Annotated in this window: 4 protein-coding genes; all 4 read left to right on the plus strand. The window is 70.8% G+C overall.

Features of this window, described 5'->3' with window-relative positions; genetic code table 11:
• Positions 1-28: 28 nt before the first annotated feature.
• Positions 29-5332, plus strand: a complete 5304-nt coding sequence (locus BMY35_RS15420; RefSeq protein ID WP_093200406.1) for a non-ribosomal peptide synthetase — start codon at positions 29-31, stop codon at positions 5330-5332.
• Positions 5332-12471, plus strand: a complete 7140-nt coding sequence (locus tag BMY35_RS39115; RefSeq protein ID WP_093200409.1) for a type I polyketide synthase — start codon at positions 5332-5334, stop codon at positions 12469-12471. The genes BMY35_RS15420 and BMY35_RS39115 overlap by 1 nt, the downstream gene beginning before the upstream one ends.
• On the plus strand, positions 12468-15581 hold the full coding sequence (locus tag BMY35_RS15430) for a non-ribosomal peptide synthetase (protein WP_093200411.1): 3114 nt from the start codon (positions 12468-12470) through the stop codon (positions 15579-15581). The genes BMY35_RS39115 and BMY35_RS15430 overlap by 4 nt, the downstream gene beginning before the upstream one ends.
• A partial coding sequence (locus BMY35_RS15435) for a condensation domain-containing protein (protein WP_143080686.1) occupies positions 15578-17506 on the plus strand: 1929 nt, incomplete at its 3' end. The genes BMY35_RS15430 and BMY35_RS15435, both read left to right, overlap by 4 nt.

The following is a 17506-nucleotide window of genomic DNA, read 5'->3' on the forward strand; positions in this document are numbered from 1 at the left end:
GGCAAATCAAGGAATCGATGTGAATCCGATGCATCCCGTGGACTTCGTGAGCCACCTGCGCGACCTGGCCGCACGCCGGCCCGATGACACGGCGCTGATCGCCGTGACCGACCGCGAAGGCGCGCCCCTCGACACGCCCGTCAGCTACCGCCGGCTCGACGAGCGGGTGCGCGGCCTCGCGGCACGGCTGCAGCAGTCCTGCGGTCGCGGCGAGCGCGCGCTGATCATGCTCGACAACTGCGACGACTACGTCGTGAGCTTCTTCGCCTGCCTCTATGCGGGTCTCGTCGCCGTGCCCGTGTTTCCGCCCGAGTCCACGCGCAAGCGTCATCTGGGCAAGCTCGAAGGCATCGCGGCAGACGCCGGTGCCTGCTGCGTGCTGACCCACGCCGCCATCAAGGCATCCATCGCCGCCGTTGCCGATGCCTTCACCAGCGTGCCGCTGATCGCGGTGGACGAGATCGGCGGCGAGGACGCCGACCGCTGGGCGCCGCACACGCCGGCGGCCACCGACATCGCCTTCCTGCAATACACCTCCGGCTCGACTTCCGCGCCAAAGGGCGTCATGGTCACGCACGCCAATCTCATGGCGAACATGCGCGCGATCGAGGAGGGGCTTTCCGTCCGTCCGGACGATCTCTTCGCAAGCTGGCTGCCGCTGAACCACGACATGGGCCTGATCGGTGGCCTCCTGCAGCCGCTGCACCGGGGCATTCCGGTGGTGCTGATGTCGCCCCGCTATTTCCTCGAGCGGCCCGTGCGCTGGCTCGAGGCCATCTCGCGGCATCGCGCGACCATCAGCGGCGGCCCCGACTTCGCTTATCGCCTGTGCCTCGAGCGGGTGTCGGAAGCCCAGTTGCAGAAGCTCGATCTGTCGAGCTGGAGCCTGGCGTTCTCGGGCGCCGAGCCCGTGCGTGCCGACACGCTGCGCGAGTTCAGGAGGCAGTTCGCGCCCGCGGGGGTCGCTGCCGGCGCGGTGTATCCCTGCTACGGCCTTGCCGAATCGACGCTGTTCGTGACCGGCGGGCAGCGCGGCTCGGGCATGGTCGCGCAGGACTTCTCGAGCCAGGCGCTCGCGCGCGGCGTCGTAGAGATCGAGGCCGAAGGCACCACGCTGGTCGGCTGCGGCCGCACCGTCTCCGGCCACGCGGTGCGCATCGTCGATCCAGCCTCGCTGGCCGCGTGCGACGCGGGCGGCATCGGCGAGATCTGGGCCACCGGCCCCAGCATCGGAAGCGGCTACTGGAACAAGCCCGAGGTCTCGCAGAAGACCTTCGTCGAGCATGACGGCGCCAGGTGGCTGCGCACCGGCGACCTCGGCTTCGTGCACGACGGCCAGCTCTACGTGGCCGGGCGCATCAAGGACATGATCATCGTGCGCGGCCACAACCTGTACCCGCAGGACATCGAGCGGATGATCGAGCTCGAGGTCGACATCGTGCGCAAGGGGCGCGTGGCGGCCTTCGCGGTCGATGGTCCCGACGGAGAGGGCATCGGCCTGGCCGCAGAGGTATCGCGCAGTACGCAGAAGCTGGTGAAGCCCGAGGCGCTGGTCGAAACGCTCAGCGCTGCGGTGAGCGAGCAGTTCGGCGAGCCGCTGTCCGTCGTCATGCTGCTCAACCCCGGCGGCATGCCCAAGACCACCAGCGGCAAGCTGCAGCGCGGCGCCTGCCGGCAGGGCTGGATCGACCGAACGGCCGACGCCTATGCGATGTACGCGCATGGCGAGTTCGTGCTCGGCGGTTCCGCTGCGGCGAGCACGCCTGTCGCGGAGCCGGCGCTGGACGAGGTCGAACAGTCCGTCGCGGCGATCTGGAGCGAAGTGCTGCGCGGCGATGCCCGGTCCGCGCGGCCTTCCTTGAAGCGGGACACGCACTTCTTCATTCGCGGTGGCAACTCGCTCGCCGCCACGCAGGCGGCGGCCCGCATCGCCGACCGCTGGGAAGTCGAATTTCCCGCGCGCTTGCTGTTCGAGCGCCCCCGATTGGGCGATCTCGCGGCGGAGGTGCGCAACGCGCTCGCCGCCGGCCACCGCAAGCCGCGCAGCCTGATCCCTGTTCTGCCCGCCGAGCGCCGTGCGGGGCCGCTCGCGCTGTCGCATGCACAGGAGCGCCAGTGGTTCCTGTGGCAGCTCGACCCGAAGAGCACGGCGTACCACGTCAGCGTTGCGCTGGACCTTTCGGGCCCGCTCGACGTCGTTGCGCTTGGCGCGGCCTTCGACGGCCTGGTCGAGCGCCACGAGAGCCTGCGCACCGTGTTCCGCGCGGCGGCGGATGGAGCCGTCAGCCAGTGGATCCAGCCCGCCCATCGGCTCGCGCTGCGGCAGGTCGACCTGCGCGCATTGCCCCTCGAGGCGCGCGATGCCGCTGCCGCGCAGCACGCAAGCCAATGCCACGCCGAGCCCTTCGATCTTGGTGAAGGCCCGCTCTTGCGCGCGGTGCTGGTCCGCGTCGACGAAGCGCGGCATCTGCTCGTCGTCGTCACGCATCACATCGTGTCCGACGGCGCTTCGATGCAGGTGCTGATCGACGAACTCGGCGCAGCCTATGCCGCTCGCGCCAAAGGCGAGGCGCCGCAGTTCGCGCCGTTGCCGATCCAGTACGCCGACTACGCCCTCTGGCACCGCGACTGGCTCGCCGCGGGCGAAGCCGCGCGCCAGCTCGGCTACTGGCGCGCGCAACTGGGCGACGAGCACCCCGTGCTGGCGCTGCCCACGGACCATCCACGGCAGGCAGTGGCGAGCTATCGCGCCGCCAGCCATGCCTTCGAAATCGACGCCGTGCTCGTCGAGCGGCTGCGGGTCACCGCGCAGGAGCAGGGGGCGACCCTGTTCATGGCGCTGCTGGCCGGCTTCCAGGCGCTGCTGCACCGATACACCGGCCAGCAGGACGTGCGCGTCGGCGTGCCGGTCGCCAACCGCCACCGCCCCGAGACAGCAGGCCTGGTCGGCTTCTTCGTCAACACGCAGGTAATTCGCGCCGGAGTGCACGGCCGCATGAGCCTCGCGCAACTGCTGGCGCAGACGCGCGAAGCCGCGCTCGGCGCGCAGGCTCATCAGGACCTGCCGTTCGAGCAGCTGGTCGAGGCACTGCAACTGCAGCGCAGCCTGAGCCACAGTCCCTTGTTCCAGGTGATGCTCAACCATCTGCGCGAAGACGCGGACATGGCGGGCGTATTGCCCGGCCTGCATGCGCGCGAGCACCGCGTGGCCGACGGTGCCGCGCAGTTCGAGCTCGTGCTCGACATCCGGGAGCGCGCTGACGGCAGCACCGGAGCGGTGCTCACCTATGCGGCGGAGCTGTTCGACCCCGCCACCATCGGCCGCATGGCTGCGCACTACCGCGCGCTGCTGCAGGCGCTGGCGACGCAGTCCGCACAGGCCCTCGGAGAGGTGCAGTGGCTCGATGCCGGCGAGCAGCGCCAGCTGGGCGACTGGTCCGCGGGCGAGCGGCAGTCGTTGAGCGCTCAGCACGTGCATCGCCTGTTCGAGCAGCACGCCCGCAAGAGTCCCGATGCCGTCGCCCTCATCGACGGCGATGCCCAGTCGAGCTATGCCGCGCTGAACGAGCGCGCCAACCGCCTCGCGCACCGGCTGATCCGCGAGGGCGTGAAGGCCGGCACCATCGTCGCCGTGGCCATCGAGCCCGCCGTCGATCGTGTGGCAGGTCTGCTCGGCGTGCTGAAGGCCGGCGGCACCTACCTGCCGCTGGACCCGTCTCATCCCGCGCAGCGGCTTGCGCAGTTGCTGGAAGACAGCGGCGCCGCGGTGCTGCTCTCGACCGGCCGGCATGCGGCGGAGCTGCCCCCGGGCGTCGCGAGCGTCATGCTCGACGAGGCGGAGCTCCGGAATGAAGCATCCGCCGATCCCGACGTCGCGCTGCACGACAACCATCTCGCCTACGTCATCTACACCTCCGGCACCACCGGCCGGCCCAAGGGCGTGGGCGTGCCGCACGGCGCGCTGTCGATGCATATCCAGTCGATGGCGCAGGCCTGCGGCATGCGCGCCGAAGACCGCTCGTTGCAGTTCGCGCTGCCGCACGTCGACGCGGCCGTCGAGCAATGCCTGCTGCCGCTCGCCAGCGGCGCAGCCCTCGTGGTGCAGCAGCAGTGGTGTTCGCTGGCCAGCGAGCTCGATGCACTGCTGCAGCGCCACCGTGTGAGCGTGGTCGACCTGCCGCCGGCCTATGCCCGCCAGCTGGTGCAGGGCCAGGCGCCGTTCGCGCATTCCGTGCGGCTCGCGCTCTTCGGTGGCGAGGCCTGGACCGGCGAAGACCTGGCGCTGATCCGCCGCGTGCTGCGCCCCGAACAGATCGTCAACGCCTACGGCCCGACCGAGGCGGTCATCACGCCCACCGCGTGGCGCGGAACCGCGCACGACGAGATGCAGGGCAAGGCACAGGGCTATGTGCCCATCGGCCGGCCGGTCGGCCATCGCACCGCGCATGTGCTCGATGCCGGCATGCAGCCCGTTCCCCCGGGCGTTCCCGGCGAGCTGTACCTCGGCGGCGAGGGGCTCGCGCGCGGCTACCTGGGCCGCGCGGCCCTTACGGCCGAGCGCTTCGTCGCCGATCCCTTCGACGCGGAGGGCGGCAGGCTCTACCGCACCGGCGACCTCGTGCGCTGGCGCGGCGACGGCCAGCTCGAATACCTCGGCCGCCTCGACCACCAGGTGAAGATCCGCGGCTTCCGCATCGAGCTCGGCGAGATCGAAGCCCGGCTGCGCGAACACGACGCCGTGCGCGAGGCGCTCGTGCTCGTGCACGACGGCGAAGCCGGTGCTTCGCTGGTGGCCTACGTTTCGCCGGCACCCGCCGCCCGGATCGACGCCGCCGCGCTCAGGGAGCAACTGGGCCGCGTCCTGCCCGACTACATGGTGCCTTCGGCCATCGTGGCGCTCGACAGCTTCCCGCTCACCGCGGGTGGCAAGGTCGACCGCCGCGCGCTGCCCGTGCCCGTCCTGGCGAGCCGCCAGGACTACGAGGCCCCGCAGGGCGACGCCGCCGAGACGCTGGCCTCGATCTGGGCCGGGCTGCTCAAGGTCGAGAAGGTCGGCATGAACGACAACTTCTTCGACCTCGGCGGCAATTCGCTGCTGGTGATCCGCATGCACCGCCTGATGGAAGAGCGGCTGAGCCCCGGCCTGACGGTGGTCGACCTCTTCAAGTACCCGACCGTCGGCGCGCTCGCACGGCGCATCGAGCAAGGCCGCGGCGCTGTGCAGCCTGCCGGCAAGGACGACAACGGGGACGGCGACAGCGAACAGGCCCGCGCCCAGCGCCAGCGCGCCGCCTTGCTGCAGCGCCGCCGTCCCACCGAAAGAAGCATCTGATGCAAGACCAGACACCGCCGCCCGGACTCACGGGCATCGAGATCGCCATCGTCGGCATGGCCGGCCGCTTTCCGGGCGCGCCGGACGTCGACGCCTTCTGGCGCAACATCCGCGACGGGGTCGAGTCGGTCACCGTCTTCAGCGACGAGCAGTTGCGCGCGCGCGGCGTGCCAGAGCGCACGCTGGCCGACCCCGACTACGTGAAGGCCGGCGTGCTGTTCGAAGGCTTCGACCAGTTCGACGCAGGCTTCTTCGGCTATTCGCCGCGCGAGGCCGAGCACCTCGATCCGCAGCAGCGCATCTTTCTCGAATGCGCATGGGAGGCGCTGGAGCACGCCGGCTGGAAGGCCGGAAAAGGCAACGCATCGGTCGGCGTCTACGCAGGCGACGGCCCGAACCTCTACCTCATGCGGCACCTGCTGCCTGCCTTCGGCGTCGATGCGGGCACCGGCATCGCCGACATGCTGGGCCTGATGAGCGGCAACTCCGCCGGTTCGCTGTGCACGCGCGTGGCCTACAAGCTCGACCTGCGCGGCCCGGCCGTCAGCGTGCAGACCGAATGCTCGACCTCGCTGGTGGCCGTGCACATGGCCTGCCAGGCGCTGCTGAGCCACGACTGCGACATGGCGCTGGCCGGCGGCGTATGGCTCAACCTGCTGCAGGAAGGCGGCTACCGCTACCAGAGCGGCGCGATCCTCTCGCCCGACGGCCACTGCCGCGCCTTCGACGCGAAGGCCGCGGGCACCGTCATCGGCAGCGGCGCTGGCATCGTCGCGCTCAAGCGGCTGGAAGAGGCGCTGCGCGACGGCGACACCATCCATGCCGTCATCAAGGGCAGCGCCGCCAACAACGACGGCTCGGACAAGATCGGCTTCACCGCGCCCAGCGTACAGGGGCAGGCCAGTGCGATCCGCGCCGCGCAGATGGTCGCGGATGTGCCCGCCAGCACCATCGGCTACGTGGAGGCGCACGGCACCGGCACCACGCTCGGCGATCCGATCGAGATGGCCGCGCTGATGCAGGCCTTCGCGAGCGGCGGGGCCACTGCGAAGGGCCAATGCGCCATCGGATCGGTCAAGACCAACATCGGCCACCTCGACGCCGCCGCCGGCGTGGCCGGCCTCATCAAGGCCGCTATGGCCCTGCGGCACAGGACGCTGCCCCCCAGCCTGCACTTCGAGCAGCCCAATCCGCAGATCGACTTCGAGAACAGCCCGTTCTACGTGAACACCGAGGCCAGGCCCTGGCCGAAGGGCGCCGCGCCCCGCCGGGCGGGCGTCAGCTCCTTCGGCATCGGCGGCACCAACGTGCACGTCGTGCTCGAAGAGGCGCCCGAAGCGCCGGCCATTGCAGCGGCGCCGGAAGAGCAGGGCGGTTGGCAGGTACTGCCGCTGTCCGCGATGAGCGCAACCGCCGTACGGCAGGCCGCGCAACGACTCGCGGCGCATATCGAGGCGCATCCGGACACCGCACTGGCCGACGTCGCGCACACGCTGCAGACGGGCCGCCGTGCCTTCGCCCACCGCTGCGCCGTGGTGGCCGGCGAGTCCCGGTCCGCCGCGCGCATGCTCGCTTCCGGCGAGGGCGTCCTTGCCGGCGCGGCGCCCGCGCCCGAACAGCCGCCCGAGATCGCCTTCCTGTTCCCCGGCGGCGGCACGCAGCACGCGAACATGGGCCTGGCGCTCTACCGCGACGACGCGCGGTTCCGCGAAGACATCGACCGTTGCTGCGAACTGCTGCGCCCCGAGCTGGGCATGGACCTGCGCGAGCTGCTGTTCCCCGCGCCGGACTCGGAAGCCGAGGCCGACGCGCGGCTCTTCGACATCGCCTTCGCGCAGCCCGCCCTCTTCGTCATCGAATATGCAATGGCGCATTGGTGGATGCGGCGCGGCGTGCGCCCCTCCGTGATGATGGGCCACAGCCTCGGCGAATACGTTGCGGCCTGCCTGGCGGGCGTTTTCCGGCTGGAGGACGCGCTGCGCGTGGCAGCCCTGCGCGGCCGCCTGCTGCAATCCATGCCGCCCGGCGCGATGACGGCGGTGCCGCTCTCGCAGGCGGAGCTCGCGCCCTTCCTGGTCGATGGCTGCGACCTCGGCGCTGCCAACGGCGAGCAGCTGTGCGTGATCTCCGGCCCGCTCGAAGCCATCGAGGCCGCCGAAGAGAAGCTGCGCGCGCAGGGCCACTTGCCGCGCCGGCTGCATGTGTCCATCGCCTCGCATTCCGCGATGACGCAGCCGCTGCTCGCCGAGCTGGAACAGCTCATCGCCTCGGTGCCCCGGCAGGCACCGAAGATCCCGTTCATCTCCAACGTCACCGGCAAGCTCATCATGGCGGAGCAGGCGGTCAGCCCGGGCTACTGGGCGCAGCATCTGCGAGGCACGGTGCAATTCACGGCCGGCCTGCGCACGCTCTTCGAGGTGCCGGGGCGCGTGGTGCTCGAAGTCGGCCCCGGCGAAACGCTCGCCGGCCTGGCGCGCCAGCACCCCATGGCCGCATCGGCCGCCGGTGTGCTTGCCAGCCAGGCTCACCCGCAGCAGCGCGCGCGCAATGCGCAGCAGATCGCCCAGGCGCTCGCCGGCCTCTGGCTCGCGGGCGTGGACATCGACTGGGCGGCCTGCCACGCCGGCCAGGCGCGGCGTCGCGTGCCGCTGCCGGCCTATCCGTTCCAACGCAGGCGCTACTGGGTGGACGCGCCCGATGCCGCATCGGCGAAGTCGTCGCGTGCGAAGCCTTCCGATGCGTTCTACGCGCCGTCTTGGAGGCGCGTCGAGCCGCTGATGCTCGCGGTGACCGGCAATGCGGCCGGCAACGCGCCCGATGCGGGCTGCGTGCTGGTCTACGGCGACAGCCGCAGCTTCACCGGCCATCTCGTGCGGCACCTGCGTTCGCAGGGCCGTACGGTGATCGTGGCCGAACGCGGCCGGGCCTTCGCACGTACCGGCCGTGAAGGCTGGACGTTGCGTGCCGGCGAACGCGACGATCATGCGCAGCTGCTGCGTGAGGCCGAAGCCGACTTCGGCTCCGTCACCGCCATCCATCACCTGTGGTGCCTCGACGAGGTGCCCGCCGTGCAGCCGCAGCCGGAACTGCTGGAACGCAGCTTCTTCAGCCTGCTGGCGCTCGTGCAGGCGCTCGACACGCGCACGGCCGCGGCCGCCGCCGGCAAGCTGCCCATCGCCATCGTTGCGAACCAGATCGAGGACATCACGGGCGCCGAGGCGCTGTGTCCCGAGAAGGCCACACTGCTGGGCATCGGCAAGGTGATCGGGCAGGAGTGCCCGCGCGTCCATTGCCGGGTGATCGATGTGATGCTGCCCGCGCCCGAAAGCGACGCCGAGACTTTGCTGGTCGAACAGATCGCTGCCGAGGCCGCCGCATTGCGCGACGAGCCCGGCGAGCCGCTGCTGGCCTACCGCGGCGCGCACCGCTGGGCCAGGACCTACGAGCCCGCGCCGCTCCCCGCCGCAGCCCAGCCGCGCCTGCGCCGGCAGGGCGTGTACCTGATCACCGGCGGCCTGGGCGGCGTCGGCCTCGCCATCGCGAAACACCTGGCGCAGCACTGGCAGGCCAGGCTGGTGCTGCTCGGCCGCACCGCGATGCCGGAGCGCGCTTCATGGCCTTCGCTGGCCGCCGATGCGAGCCAGCCCGGAGCGCAGCGCACGAGGCTGCGCCAGCTGCTCGAACTCGAAACGCTGGGTGCGCAGGTGCTGACGCTGTCGGCCGACGTGTCGGACGCCGCCCAGCTGCAGGCAGCCCTTGCACTGGCGAATGCGCGCTTCGGCGCGCTGCACGGCATCGTCCATGCGGCGGGCGATGCCGGCGGCGGCATGATGGCCCAGCGCACGCGCGCGCAGGTCGACACCGTCTTCTCGACCAAGGTGCGCGGCACGCGCGCGCTGCTGGACGCCGTGCGCGGCCAGCCGCTCGACTTCGTGCACCTCTGCTCCTCCATCTCCAGCGTGGCCGGCGGCCTGGGCATGAGCGACTACGCCGCGGCCAACGCGTACCTCGACGCCGTGGCGGTCGCCCAGGCGCGGTCTGGCGGCTGTCCGGTCTTCTCGATCAACTGGGACGCATGGCGCGGCCTGGGCATGGCCGAGAACATGAAAGTGCCCGACGGCATCGGCATGGACGGCCCCGAAGGCGCGCGCACCTTCGAGCGCATCGTCAACGGCCCGCTGCGGCCGCAGACCGTGATCTCCACCACCGACCTCGCGGAGCGCCTCGGCCCCCTGGACAACGGCATGCTCGACCTGCTCGATGCAGCCGGCGAGCAGCCCGCCGCGAGCGGCGCCAGCCATCCGCGCCCCGCGCTGCAGACGCCTTTCGTCGCTCCCGAGGGCGAACTCGCGAACGCCCTGGCCGCGCTGTGGACCGAGCGCCTGGGCATCGCACCCATCGGCATGGACGACAACCTGTTCGAGCTCGGCGGCGATTCGCTGGTCGCCATCCAGTTGCTGTCGCGCATCCGCAAGGCCTACGCGGTCGAGCTGCATCCCAGCGAGTTCTTCAAGGCGCCGACCATCGCGGGCCTGATGGCGCGCATGCCGGCCAAGGACGCTCCGGCGAAGCCGCAGCCGGCCGCCGCGATGGAGATCGCACCCGTGCCGCGCACCGGCGCGCTGCCGCTGTCACCGATGCAGCGCCGCCTCTGGCTGGTCGACCGGCTCACCGATGCCGGCAACGTGACGGGCCGTGCTGCCTACAACATGTCGGCAGGGTTGGCCCTGCACGGCGAACTGAAGATTGACGTGCTGCGTGCTGCCATCGACGCCGTCGTGGCGCGGCACGAGGTGCTGCGCACCGTGTTCGCGGAAGACGAAGAGGGCGAGCCCGTGGCGGTGATCCGCTCCGGCGTGAGCCTGGACATCCCGCTCGTCGAGATCGGCGGCGCGGACAGGGCCGATCGCCAACGCCGCTACGCCGCGCTGTTCGACGAACTCGTGCGCATGCCCTTCACGCTGGCCGAGGGGCCGCTGATCAAGGCGACCGTCGTGCGCCTCGGCGAACACGAGCATGTACTGGTCCTGGTGGTGCATCACATCGTGTTCGACGGCTGGTCGATCGCGGTGTTCGCGCGCGAGCTGGGCGAGTTCTACGAGCGGGCCCTCCGCGACCAGCCGCTGCAGCTCGCGCCGCTGCCCGTGCAGTACGTGGACTACGCCGCGTGGTACGACCGCGCATTGGCGTCGGATGCATTCGCTCCCAAGGCCGCGTTCTGGCGCGACTACCTGCGCGGCGCACCGCAGATGTCGAGCCTGAAGCCCGACCACGAGCGTCCGGCCACTGCATCGCACGCCGGCAGCTCGGTGGTGCTCGAGCTGTCGCCAACGCTGTCCCAGGCGCTGGGCAAGCTTGCGCGCGAGTCCGACGCCTCGCTCTTCACGCTGCTGCTGTCGTCCTTTTTCCTGTTCTTTCACCAGGTCTCGGGAGCCGACGACATCGTGATCGGCACCGACGTCGCGGGCCGCGGCCACCCGGACCTCGAACAGCTGCTGGGCTTCTTCGTCAACGTGGTGCCGGTGCGTTCGCGCATGACCGACAGGCAGGCCGGCTTCGGACAATGGCTCGCGCAGACCAGGCAGCAGACGCTCGCCGCCATGGACCACCAGGACGTGCCCTTCGACCAGATCGTGGAGCAGTCGGGCGCGCGCCGCGCGCGCAACAGCAATCCGCTGGTGCAGGTGCTCTTCGTCCTCCAGAACACACCCGAGATCCGGTTCGCCATCGAAGGCGCCGAGGTCGAGGTGCTGCCCCAGCAGATGAACGAATCCAAGTTCGACCTGGCGGTGTTCGCCAGGGAACAGGCCGGCGCGCTCACCGTCGAGTGGGTGTACGCCACAGACCTGTACCGACGGGAAACCGTCGAAAAGTTCACCGCTTCGTGGCACGCGCTGCTGGAGCGGATCGTCGCAATACCGGGCCAGGCCGCCGAGGCCATCGACGCGCTGGCCCCCAGGCAAACGCAGGAGCGAATCAGCATGAATACCGCCAAACCCGCAGACACCGCCGGCACCCCCGGCAAGATGGACAAGCTCGGCAAGCTCGACAAGCTGGGGAAACTCGGCAAGGCAGCCAGCCTCGGGGAAGGCCGCGAGCCGCAGCGCGCCGCCGCGCGCCCCGTGGTCCAGACATCCTTCCTGAAGCCCGGCGCCGAATTCCCCATCGTGCTGCAGGCCACCACGGCCGACCTCGACACCGTGGCCTGGGCGAAGAGCCAGGCCGACTACATCGAGATGCTGGTCGCGAAGCATGGCGGCATCCTTTTCCGCAACTTCGGGCTGAAGACGCCGCAGGACTTCGAAGCCTTCGCCGAGGCCATCGAGCCCGAGCTGTACGGCAGCTACGGCGACCTGCCGAAGAAGGAGGGCGGCAAGAAGACGTACCGCTCCACGCCGTATCCCGAGCGGCAGATGATCCTGTATCACAACGAGAGCTCGCACCTCGACCGCTGGCCGCGCAAGCAGTGGTTCTTCTGCGAGCTGCCTTCGCCCGTGGGCGGCGCCACGCCCATCGTCGACTGCCGCGAGATGCTGCGCCGCCTGCCGGCCGACATGGTGGCCGAGTTCGAGCGCAAGGAGCTGCTGTACGTGCGCACCTTCACGCCGGGCCTGGACGTGAGCTGGCAGGACTTCTACAAGACCGACCGCAAGGACGACGTGGAAGCCCGCCTCGCCGCCGCCGGCATCGCCTGGCGCTGGCTCGACGGCGACACGCTGCAGACGCGCACGCGCTGCCCGGCGGTGATCCGCCATCCGCTGACCGGCGAGAAGGTTTTCTTCAACCAGATCCAGCTGCACCACGTGGCCTGCCTCGAAGCGCAGGTGCGCGAGGACCTGCTCGCCATGGGCGGCATCGACCGCATGCCGCGCCACGTGACCTACGGCGACGGCTCGCCCATCGCCGACGAAACCATGGCCGTGGTCGGCCGCGTGTACGAGGAATGCGCGGTGCGCTTCGAATGGCGGCAGGGCGACATCGTCATGCTCGACAACATGCTCGCGGCCCATGCGCGCGATCCGTACGAAGGCCCGCGCAAGATCGTGGTGGCGATGGGCGCGATGTTCGACCGCGCCGCGCTCGAAGGCTCGGCAAGTCCCGTGGCCGATGCGCGGCTGGCCGACGAGCAGGGGGCATGAGCGTGAGCACAGCGATGACCGACAGCTCCGACGCAACCTTCCCGCTCAGTCCCGAGCAGCGCGCGGTAGCCGCCGGCGCGGCCCGGCTGCTCCTCGTGGCAGCCATCGACGGCGTGCTCGATGCGCCGCGCGTGCGCGTCGCGGTGGAGAGCGTGCTGCGCGCCCACGGTGCACTGTGCGCCTCCGTCCGCCAGGTGCCGGGCTACCGGGGGCTTCGGCTGCAGTATTCCGAGGAGATGCCGCCGCTGAAATGGCAGGAGGCCGACCTGGGCACGGCGGCCGCCGATGGCGCGTCGCTCGACGCGTGGCTCGCCGCCTTCAATGCGGAGCCGCTGGCGATGGAGCGCGGCGAACTGGTCGGCGCGGCGCTCGTGCGCACGGGCGAGGCCAGCCACGCGCTGGCCCTGTCGGTGAATCCGCTGGCAGCCGACCGGGAAAGCCTGCAGAACCTGTTCGCCCAGATCGCCACGGCCTGCCTGGGCGAAGGCAGCCTCGATCCGGAGGACACCTTCCAGTACGCGCGATTCGTCGAATGGCGGCAGGACCTGCTCGAAGGTGAGGACGCTGCCGACGGGCGTGCCTACTGGCAGCGCCTTGCGGCCGATGCCGCGACGCTCGCGCCGCCACGGCTGAACGGACGGCTCGACGGCACCGGTTCGGAGACGGGGCATCGCATCAGCGCATCCGGCGCCATCGACGCTGCACTCGCGGACCGGGTGGCCGCGCGCGCCGATGCGCTCGGCACGCAGCCCGAGACCCTGCTGCAAGCCGCATGGTGGCTGATGCTCGCGAGGCTGGACGGCACGGGCCGCTTCATCGGCGGCTGGCAGCACGACTGCCGGCGCGACTACGAGCCGATGCAGGGCGCGGTCGGCGTGTTCGACAAGGTGCTGCCGTTGGTGGTCGACGTGGCGTCCGAGGAATCCTTCTCGAGCTGGGTCGGCAGGCTGGACGCCGCGCTGGCGGCGCACGTGGACGCGCAGGAGTACTGGTCCGTCGATGCGCCGCCGTTCGCGACGCACACTGTCGCCGGCTTTGCGTCGCATGAAGCGCTGCAGCCTCGGGGCGAAGCGCCGCAATGGCGCCTTGCCGTGCTGCCCGGTCCGATGCCTTGCTTCGAGCTCGCGTTGCAAGCCGCGTGGAGGGGCGAGGGCGCTGAGCTGTCGCTGCACGCCGATGCCGCGCGCCACGGCAAGGTGGCGCTGGAGCGCCTGCTGCTGCAGTTCGTCACCCTGCTCGAAGCCGTGGTCGATCAGCCCGATGCGCCGGTCGGCGGGCTGTCGCTGGTCGGGCCGAAGGAGCGCGAGCTGCTGCTCGCCCTGAACGACCAACGCATCGACGCCGGGACGCAGACCGTTGCCGATCGCATCGCGCATTGGGCCCGGACCACGCCCGACGCTCCTGCGCTCGAAGCCGGCGGGCAGCGCCTGAACTATCGCGAGCTCGACGGCCGCATCAACCGCCTCGCGCACTGGCTCGCCGTACAGGGCGTGGCGCCGGGTTCCATCGTTGCGCTGAACCTTCCCCGCTCGATCGAGCTGCCGGTTGCTATGTTCGCCGCCTGGCGCGCGGGCGCCGCCTACCTGCCGCTGGAGCCCGGATGGCCCGAGGCGCGCCGTGCCGCCGTGCTGGCCGATGCGCGGCCGGCGCTCGTGCTGGATGTTGCCACGCTGCCTGTGCTCGACGGCATGCCCGACGGCATGCCCGCTCACCGCATCGCGCCGCAGGACCTGGCGTACGTGCTCTACACCTCCGGCTCCACGGGCAAGCCCAAGGGCGTCGCCATCGAGCAGGCGCAGCTCCTGAACTACGTCGCCGCGGCCTCGACCGCGATGAAGCTCGACGGCCGCCGCCGCTGGGCGCTCACGAGCTCGGTGGTGGCCGACCTGGGCAACACCGCGTTGTTCGGCGCTTTCTTCAACGGCGCCTGCCTGGTCGTCGCGGGCGAGGACGAAGCCAAGGGCGCCGATGCCTTCGCACGCTTCATGGCCGCGCACGAAGTCGACGCGATCAAGATCGTGCCCTCGCACCTCGAAGCGCTGCTCGAATGCGAGTCGCCGCGCCTGCCGCGCACGCTGGTGCTGGGCGGCGAGGCTGCGCCGCGCGCACTGATCGAGCGCATCGCGCGGCTTGCACCGCAGTGCGCCATCTACAACCACTACGGGCCGACCGAGACCACGGTGGGCGTGATGGTCCATGCGGTGCCGGCCGGTTCTCAGCTGTCCGCGCAGCTGCCGCTGACGCAGGTGCTCGCCAACAACCGCGTGCACGTGCTCGACGAATCGCTGCGCCTCGTGCCGGCGGGCGGCCTCGGCGAGGTCTACATCGGTGGCGCGCAGCTGTGCCGGGGCTACCTGAACCGCGAGGCGGGCGAGGCTTTCGTGGCCGACCCCTTCCGTCCTGGCGAGCGTCTCTACCGCACCGGCGACCTAGCCCACGTGCTGGCCGATGGCGGCATCTGCCTCGCGGGCCGTGCGGACCACCAGGTGAAGATCCACGGCTTCCGCGTGGAGCCGGCCGAGATCGAGTCGGTGCTGCTCGCGCAGCCGGGCGTACGGCAGGCGGTGGTGCTGGCCGCGCCCGATGCGGCGGGTGCGATGACGCTGTCCGCCTTCTTCGTCTCCGATGCGGCACTGGCCGACGGCCGTGCCCTGCGCGAGCAACTGGCCGCTCTGCTGCCCGCGCACATGGTGCCGGCGAGCTTCACCGCGATGGAATCCTTCGCGCGCCTGCCCAACGGAAAGATCGACCGGCTGGCGTTGGCCGCCATCGCGCCCGCCGCAGCCGGGCGCAAGGCGCGCGTGGAGCCGCGCGACGCACTCGAAGCCGTGCTCGCCGACGGCATGGCTTCGCTGCTGGGCAGCGGCCCCATCGGCGCGGAGGACGATTTCTTCGAGCTCGGTGGCCACTCGCTGCAGGTCATCAAGCTCGTGGCGCGCATCCGCAAGCTGCTGCAGGTCGAGGTGGCGGCGGGCGTGGTGTTCGACCACCCCACGCCGGCCGCGCTGGCGACCGCGCTGCGTGAAGGCAGTGACGATGCCGGGCTGCTCGAGCAGCGGGCGCAGGCGGCGCGGCAACCCGAGGAAGCAGAAGTGGGTGAGGCAGCATGAGCATCGGCATCGTCCGCACGGTGCGTGATGGCGATGCCGTCGCGCTTTCCTATGCGCAGGAGCAGCTTTGCTTTCTGCAGAAACTCGAGCCCGGCCTCACGGCCTACAACCTGCCGCGCGTCTTCCGGCTGGAGGGGGCGCTCGACGCCGATGCGCTGGAGCGCGCGTTCCAGGCGGTGATCGCGCGGCACGCTATCCTCCGCACCAGCTTCTTCGAGCAGGACGGCGTGCCGATGCAGCGGGTGCACGCATCCGCGCCGTTCGCGCTGGAACGCATCGATCTCTCGGGGCTGCCGGCCGAAGCACAGAAGCAGCCGCTGGACGAAGCCGTGTGCCGCACCGCCGCGCACGTGTTCGATCTCGGCGCCGCGCCCGCGCTGGTCGCACGGCTGGTGACGCTGGGCGGCGGGCGGCATGTGCTGGCCGTGTGCCTGCATCACGTCGTGTCCGACGCATGGTCGAACCCGATCCTCGCCAACGACCTGGCCCGGGCCTATAGGCTGGCTCTGCGCAGCGGCGATGCGGTCGAGCTGCCGCCGCTGTCCGTGCAGTACGCCGACTATGCGGTGTGGCAGCGCGCCGGCGTGCAGGGCGGCGCGCTGGCGGGCCAGCTCGAACACTGGAACAGGCATCTGGGCCCGGAGGTTCCCGCGCTCGACCTGCCGACCGACCGCACGCGCGGCTCCCGGAAGACCTTCGCGGGAACGGCGCTGGGTTTCGAGTTGCCGCCGGCGCTGGCACTCGCGGTGCAGAAGTTCTGCCGCGCCGAGAAATGCACGCCGTTCGTGGCGCTGCTGGCGGCCTGGCAGGTATTGCTGTCGCGCCAGAGCGGGCAGGGCGACTTCGCCGTCGGCGTGCCCAATGCCGGCCGGCACCATGAGGAAGTGAGCGAACTGCTCGGCTTCTTCGTGACCACGCAGGTGTTCCGCGCGAGGCTCTCGCCACGGCAGAGCCTGCGCCAGGTCTGCCGGCAGGTCCGCGCCGATGCGCTGGCCGCACTCGACAACGCCGACCTGCCTTTCGAAGTGCTGCTGGCGAACCGCAAGGACCGTCGCGACCCGGCGCGTAGCCCGCTGTTCCAGGTGATGTTCGGCGTGCAGATGTCGGGCGAGGCCGTGGCGCTCGATCTCGAGGGCGTGCGGGCCGAGCTGGAGGAATTCGACGACGCGGGTGCCAAATTCGATCTCTCGCTGGACTTCTATATCGACCCGCAGGGTGTTCGCGGCCGGCTCGAATACAACACCGACCTGTTCGAGGCGCACACGGCGCAGCGTCTGGTCGACGGCTATATCCGGGTGCTGGAGACGCTGGCTTCCGACCCCGACCGCCTGCTCGCGAACCTGGTCCTGACGAGCGAGGCCGAGCGCGCGCAGCTGATGGGCTGGAGCGAGAACCCGCAGCACCGCGACCACGTCGAGCCGGTGCACCGCCTGATAGGCCGGCAGGCAGCCCGCACGCCGGATGCGCAGGCTGTGGTGTTCGGCGAAGCCTCTCTGAGCTACGCGCAGCTAGATGCCCGGGCGAACCGCCTGGCGCACCGCCTGATCGCACTGGGCGTTCGCCCCGACACCCCTGTGGGCATCGCGCTGGAGCGCAGCATCGAGATGGTGGTGGGCCTGCTGGCCATCCTCAGGGCCGGCGGCGCCTACGTGCCCATCGACCCCGAGTACCCGAAGGACCGCATCGCCTACATGCTCGAGGACAGCGGTGTCTCGCTGCTGCTCACCCAGAGCCACGTCGCCGCGACGATCCCCGTGCGCGACGGCGTGCAGACGATCGAGCTGGACCGCCTGGACCTGGAGACCGGCCCCAGCGTCGACCCCGACGTGTCCCTGCACGGCGAGCACCTGGCCTACGTCATCTACACCTCCGGCTCCACCGGCCGGCCCAAGGGCGCGGCCAACCGCCACCGCTCGCTGTACAAC

It is taken from the genome of Variovorax sp. YR750, assembly GCF_900109805.1.
Lineage (GTDB): Bacteria > Pseudomonadota > Gammaproteobacteria > Burkholderiales > Burkholderiaceae_C > Variovorax > Variovorax gossypii.